Source organism: Fulvivirga marina (genome assembly GCF_016775155.1).
Taxonomy (GTDB): domain Bacteria; phylum Bacteroidota; class Bacteroidia; order Cytophagales; family Cyclobacteriaceae; genus Fulvivirga; species Fulvivirga marina.
Genome location: NZ_JAEUGD010000004.1, coordinates 363,012 through 369,279 on the forward strand (window position 1 = coordinate 363,012; position 6,268 = coordinate 369,279).

General features: G+C 37.4%; 8 protein-coding genes. 4 read left to right on the forward strand and 4 right to left on the reverse strand.

Annotated elements, in window-relative coordinates; translation table 11 throughout:
- Positions 1-60: 60 nt before the first annotated feature.
- Genes JMN32_RS03365 through JMN32_RS03375 form a run of 3 tightly spaced genes read left to right on the forward strand, consistent with a single transcriptional unit; the run spans position 61 to position 3,003 of the window.
- Positions 61-1,149, forward strand: a complete 1,089-nt coding sequence (locus JMN32_RS03365) for a sensor histidine kinase (protein WP_202854864.1) — start codon at positions 61-63, stop codon at positions 1,147-1,149.
- Positions 1,150-1,152: 3 nt separating this feature from the next.
- Positions 1,153-2,190 (forward strand): histidine kinase, encoded by a 1,038-nt coding sequence (locus JMN32_RS03370; protein WP_202854865.1) that lies wholly within the window; start codon positions 1,153-1,155, stop codon positions 2,188-2,190.
- A gap of 42 nt (positions 2,191-2,232) precedes the next feature.
- Positions 2,233-3,003, forward strand: coding sequence for a LytR/AlgR family response regulator transcription factor (locus JMN32_RS03375; protein WP_202854866.1), 771 nt, complete (start codon positions 2,233-2,235; stop codon positions 3,001-3,003).
- A 27-nt stretch (positions 3,004-3,030) separates the two neighbouring features.
- Here the strand turns inward: JMN32_RS03375 and JMN32_RS03380 are convergent, their stop codons facing one another.
- The 4 genes from JMN32_RS03380 to JMN32_RS03395 all read right to left on the reverse strand — a co-directional run bounded on the left by JMN32_RS03380 (position 3,031) and on the right by JMN32_RS03395 (position 4,907).
- A complete protein-coding gene (locus tag JMN32_RS03380) occupies positions 3,031-3,543 on the reverse strand; it encodes a GNAT family N-acetyltransferase (RefSeq protein WP_202854867.1) in 513 nt (170 codons plus the stop codon).
- Positions 3,540-4,085, reverse strand: a complete 546-nt coding sequence (locus JMN32_RS03385) for a DUF1697 domain-containing protein (RefSeq protein ID WP_202854868.1) — start codon at positions 4,083-4,085, stop codon at positions 3,540-3,542. The genes JMN32_RS03380 and JMN32_RS03385 overlap by 4 nt, the downstream gene beginning before the upstream one ends.
- Positions 4,086-4,098: 13 nt before the next feature.
- A complete protein-coding gene (locus tag JMN32_RS03390; protein WP_202854869.1) occupies positions 4,099-4,392 on the reverse strand; it encodes a SemiSWEET family sugar transporter in 294 nt (97 codons plus the stop codon).
- Positions 4,393-4,487: 95 nt separating this feature from the next.
- Positions 4,488-4,907: a hypothetical protein gene (locus JMN32_RS03395; RefSeq protein WP_202854870.1), complete on the reverse strand. Its 420-nt coding sequence runs from the start codon at positions 4,905-4,907 to the stop codon at positions 4,488-4,490.
- Between the two features lie 210 nt (positions 4,908-5,117).
- On the opposite strand from JMN32_RS03395, the gene JMN32_RS03400 reads away from it, so the two are divergent.
- Positions 5,118-6,131 carry a glycosyltransferase family 9 protein gene (locus tag JMN32_RS03400; protein ID WP_202854871.1) on the forward strand — a complete coding sequence of 338 codons (1,014 nt, stop codon included), beginning with the start codon at positions 5,118-5,120 and terminating at the stop codon, positions 6,129-6,131.
- The last annotated feature ends 137 nt before the right edge of the window (positions 6,132-6,268 follow it).

Sequence of the window (6,268 nt, forward strand, 5' to 3'; positions counted from 1 at the left end):
AACAACAAACGCCTGTAATAGCTTCAAATTAATCAACCAAATGATTATTTTGAGGCTATTATGGCAAAGATTATCAATAGGTTAGTTTCAGGATATATGCGTAAATTCTGGTTGGGGTTTGTCATTTCTGCAATCATAGGCTTTATCTACTTTCTGTATCTGTTCTACAGTGAAGAGGGGTACCTGCCTATGATCACAAAAAATTATTCATACTTACTGGCTAGTATTGTTACGGCCAATACAATAGCTGTATTAATCTACCAAACGGATACGTTACTCAACCGTGGGCTATCCTGGCAAGAAAACCTTTCGGCCAGACTAGTGATCGGACTGTGCAAGAACCTTATTATTTCCATTGGAATTATCATTCTATCAGGAAGCATATTAGCAACCATTGAGTTTGGTGAATTCGACTTTGACTTTCTATGGGTACTGTACGCTGATACCACCATAAAGCTGATTATCATTACCCTAATTGCAGTTGTATTACACTCGTTAATTTACTTTGCACTGTTTTCTTATAACCAGTATGCCGTGGTGCACATTGATGCCGCAAAGAAACACCGCAAGCAGCTCAAACTGCAGTTCGAAGCGCTCAAAAGCCAGCTTAGCCCTCATTATTTATTCAATAGCCTCAACACTATTTCATCTTTAATCTATAAGGATCCTTACATGGCCGAAGATTTCATTCGCCGGCTGGCATCTACCTATCAGTATATCCTTGACAATAACCAGCGTCGATATGTCACACTACAGGAAGAAATTGAGTTTGTAAAGTCATACAATTACCTCCTCAAAGTGCGTTTTGAGAACAATCTCCACCTCGACATCAATTTACCTCCTAACATTATGCAATCTAAAATGCCACCACTAACCTTACAAATGCTGGTGGAAAATGCTGTCAAGCATAATGTGATCAGTAAAGATCAACCCCTGAGCATTTATATCAGTGCCATAGATAATACAGACATCAAAGTAACTAACACCAAAACAAAAGTTCCTGCACATATCAACTCCTTTAAAGTAGGCTTAGAAAATATCAGGAAGCGCTACAGTTATTTTACAGATAAAAACATTAAGGTTGAAGATGGCAGCAAATTCACGGTCAAACTCCCGGTTATTAAAAGTGAGTTTTCAAAAACGGCGTGATTCATGAGAAGACTATTTATAAATAATGCCCTCTTCCGCATTCTGGTTCCGCCATTCTATGGGATATTGATCTATTTATTGATACTGCTTATCAATAATAATGTATCTCAGATCTCATACATATTTACCGGACAGGAGGTTTATGTATGTATTGGGTTAAGCTATTTATTATTTGAAATACTACGGTTAAATATCAACCTGACGGAGTCATTTCTGGATGACCAGGGTGATGGGATCAGCAAAATCATTATTCAGACTATAAGTGGACTACTGTTATCATTAATTGTTATTTCGCTGGCCATTTCTTCATACTTCAGCTATGTGCTTTCTTTTAGCATTACCGAAACACAACTCATCATTTTTAATTCCATTTATGGAATTTCCAGCCTATTGTATAACCTGCTTTACTTCAGCAACTACTATCTGTATAAACAAAATCTAAGCCGGCTTGAAAATGAGCAAATATTGACTGAGACTCTCAAAGCAGAACTGGAGCAATTTAAAAATGAGGTAAACCCTAAACTATTGTATGACAGCCTGGAAACACTAATAACCCTTATCCATAAAAATACGGAAGAAGCTGAGGATTACATTGACCACCTATCAATGGTTTACAGATACATTCTAAGCCATAGAAAAATAGAGCTCACAAGCCTGCAACAGGAAGTAAAGGCAGCAAATAATATCATACATCTACTCAACTACCTCTATGATAACAAAATCTCGCTAAAAGCAACAATACCAAAAGAACTGGCAGAAAGCCCTATAGTACCTGGCACATTACCCAGACTGATAGAATCAGTAATCCGCAATACGATCATTAATAAGTATAACCCCTTGCTTCTTGAACTTAATATTGAAGAACAAGATGGGTACCTGGTTTTGCAAAACAAACTCAATGAAAAACTAATTTTCGATAAAAAAAATGTTTTTGACGATGTACAACTATCATATAGTTTTTACAGTGAGAAACCTGTAGTGCAGGTGAAAGCTTATAATATTAATTATATAAAAATACCTATACTTGAAGTTGTGAGTTGACCTTTGCTCAAAACTGAATTAGCCCGGTAAGATTTTAACCATATGAATGTATTAATCATAGAAGACGAAGCTCCTGCTGCAGAAAAACTGGAAAGGTATCTAAGCCGCTTCAACAGTAATATCAATGTACTTGAAAAGCTCACTTCAGTACAGGATTCCGTGAAATGGTTAAAGCAAAATCAGGAGCAGGTTGAATTAATTTTTATGGACATTCAGCTAACTGATGGCAAGAGTTTCGACATTTTTAAAGAGGTAACTATTACCAAGCCTATCATATTTATCACGGCATATGATGATTATGCCATTGACGCTTTTAAGGTAAATAGTATAGACTACCTACTTAAGCCCATCACTTTTGATGATTTGAAGCAGGCTATGGAAAAGTTGGCTTCAATGAGGACGAATCTGGGTGGTATAACACAAAACCTTGATGACCTCAATGTGGCTTTACTAAAGCTCAGTAAGAAAACCTACAAAACAAGGTTTATGGTCAAACTTGGAGAGCATATCAAATCTGTTATAACAGATGATATTCAGCTTTTTTATGCCGAAGGGAGAACCGTATATCTCTATACTACACAAAATAGGAAATTTATTATCGATTATAAGTTGGAGGAACTGGAAGAGCTTCTGGACCCTGTACAGTTCTTCCGAACCAACAGATCGTTTATCATCAACATCAATGCAATCGAAGATGTGGTGGTTTACTCAAGTAGCAGGCTTAAAGTAACTCCCCGGCTGGATATAGACAAGGAGATAATAGTGAGCCGCGAAAAAGTTTCTGCTTTTAAAGACTGGTTTAACGGGCTGTAAGCAATTTTCTTAATACTTCCGCACTTACTAGCCTTCATAGAATCTGGTATCTTCATTATCACCTACCAACCTGACCGTCTTACTGAATTTCAATCCAAGCTTTTCGAGTAGTTTACCTGAACGGAAGTTATCTGGTGAAGTAATGGCCACAATTCTATTCAAGCCCAGTACCGTTTTGCCATAAGTAAGCACTGCAAAAGCTGACTCATAAGCGTACCCCATTCCAGTGTACTCGGGCAAAAATGCGAAACCAATATCAGGGTCTCTTAAGGCATCTCTATTCAGTATACCACATAAACCAATTGGAGTACCGTTTTTCAACTTTACCAGATAAAGCCCAAAGCCATTGGCCTTATAGCTTTTTAACGGTCCATCCTCAATATACTTTTCAGCACCTTCAAGGTCCCTGACCTTCTTATCTCCAATGTATTGTAACCAGGATGGTTCATTTACAATTCTGAGAATAAAAGGAGCATCTTCCAAAACCAATTTGAACAAAGTTAGACGTTCTGTCTCAAGTACACTTTCCCCTGTTATCATTGTTCGTAAGCCATATTTAACAAAGTATTTACTGTTTTCCAGTTTCTGGTAGTAGCAGTCACCTTGAGTTTACTTTCAAAAAAGTTATTGGTTAATTTTGTTCTGCCATATCCATTAGGACAAAACAGGTATACCTCCTTACCATTAATTTTAAACTCATCAGGAAGATATCCTGAAGCATCAATTTTACTCATGTTTTCATCATTTGCAGGTTCTGCCAGAAAGGTCACGTGTAACTTTCCAGGATCTTCATTCCTTTCCTTCAAAAATGGGTTATTGATGATCACCTGCTTCAACTCCTCTGCACCGGCAACAATTACAGGAACCTTATAGCTGTACTCTTCCTTAATCTTCTGCTGGAGTTTTTTGGCCAGGACAAGTGGATCTATTGGTTTATAATCAAATATAACATTGCCGCTTTGTATATAGGTTTTTACGTTTTGGAAACCTAAATCAGTCAACCTTGCCCTGAGATCATCCATTTTGATCTTATTAGCCCCACTGACATTGATGCCTCGCAGTATTGCAATGTATGTTTGCATCAAATACTATTTGTTATTCTGATTCTTTAACTTTTGCCACAACAATGACCTTTCTGCTAAAGGCAAATTTAAAATAAAGCAAAAGGATGCTTAAGAAGCATATAAAGCCATTGGCTAGAATTACCGGCCAGAGGTTAAGTGCAACACCATAGGCAAGCCAAACGAGTGTACTTGTAAAGACTATTAGCATCATATAAAGGCTTAAATCTCCCACACTTTTTGTCTTCCACACTTTATAAACCTGCGGAATGAAAGTAATGCTACTCAGAAGGGCTCCAGTATGCCCGGCTATTTCGATCCAGTTCATGTTTTAAATATCGTTTATAAGTGATAATAAACGAAGCCTTTCTGCATTTGTTAGGCAAACTTTTTTTACTGAAACCGAACTGCACAGAACTTCAGTCACCTGCATGTGCAGGAAAACGTAATATCCCGGGTTTCATTATCATTAACAACAGGCACTATATTCCAATTGCGCTCCTTTGTACGGGTATCAACACATTCCTTCCCTACAGGACAGCTTATATAATCGCAAGGTACTGCAATATCAATTTCCCATTGCTTTGCTTCAAGGTTAGTACGTACAGTCTCCACGCTATACTCACCATTGGGGTTTAAAGCTACATTCTCAGTCCAACTCTCGGGGCTATTGGTAGAATCTTTATAATGCAGCTTAATCATCATCTGCACTGATTCAGGAACAGTTCCCTGACACTCATTATTAACAGTAACATCTCCACTAAGCTTATATTGTCTTAGTTTTGGTCCGCAACTGCTCATTGCAATTATAACTACAATTAGAAATAAAGTATATAATCTCATAGTTCCGATTAATTATTTAAATAGAATTTATAAAAATATTTTCAAAACCATTATAATATGTATGTTTTTGACACATATATAACTTTTACAAATTATATTTTACGCAAAGGCTAGCCATAATAGTAATAGCAGTATCTCCCCTATTTTTCTAATCAACTTTAAAGTGGATTTTTGTAATCGGCCTATCTTTAAGGCAGAACTTAGAAGTTTATGGGATTAAAAATTCTGGTTATACGATTTTCATCAATTGGAGATATAGTGCTTACCACTCCTGTGGTTCGAAATTTAAAGACGCAGCTTGATGATGCACAGATTCATTATTGCACAAAACAGCAGTTCCGATCTATTATAGAATCCAATGTCTACATAGACAAGGCTCACTACCTGCAAGGTGGATTGAATGACCTGATCAAAGAATTAAAAGCCGAGAAGTTTGACTACATTATCGACCTGCATACCAACTTACGTACACGAATCATCAAAACCCGACTAGGTGTCAAAAGTTACTCTTTTGATAAGCTTAATTGGGAAAAATGGCTAATGGTAAACTTGAAGATCAATAAGCTTCCCAACAAGCACATTGTAGACCGATACATGCAAACTATAGCTCCCTTGGGCGTTAAGATGGATAACCTCGGACTTGATTACTTCATCCCGGACAAAGATATTGTTCCCCTCGAATGGCTACCCGAATCTCATAGAGAGGGATACATTGCCTATGCTATTGGGGCACAACACAACACAAAAAAACTTCCTCTCAAAAGGATGATTGAGCTCTGCGACAAGATCAACAAACCCATTGTGCTTCTTGGAGGTCCTGACGATACTGAAACCGCTGAAGCTATTGTCAAGTTTTTTGAAAAAACTGAGAAATCGGCGCCTATGGAGGAAGGGTTAACCAAGATGAATAAAAAAGTACTCATTTATAATGCGTGCGGGAAATATAACTTGAACCAGTCGGCATCACTAGTAAAGCAGGCAAGGTATGTGTTCACCCATGACACGGGCTTAATGCATATAGCGGCAGCTTTTAAAAAGGAGATATTTAGTATCTGGGGCAATACGATCCCATTGTTTGGGATGTACCCTTATAAAACCAAATTCACGATTTTAGAAAACAACAAAATCAATTGCCGACCTTGCTCTAAAATAGGATACTCCAAATGCCCGAAAGGACATTTTAAGTGTATGAACAATATCGTTTTTGATTTCTATTTACCTTAATAGCAAATAAGTACTCCTCACCATGCCTGAGGAGTACCGCTTCATTAACTCTTTAATTCTTCCCTCCAAGCTGGATATAACGGTTTGAAATATGCCACTGATTTCGGAGTGTTTATGCCAGTGATTACGGTTCAAAA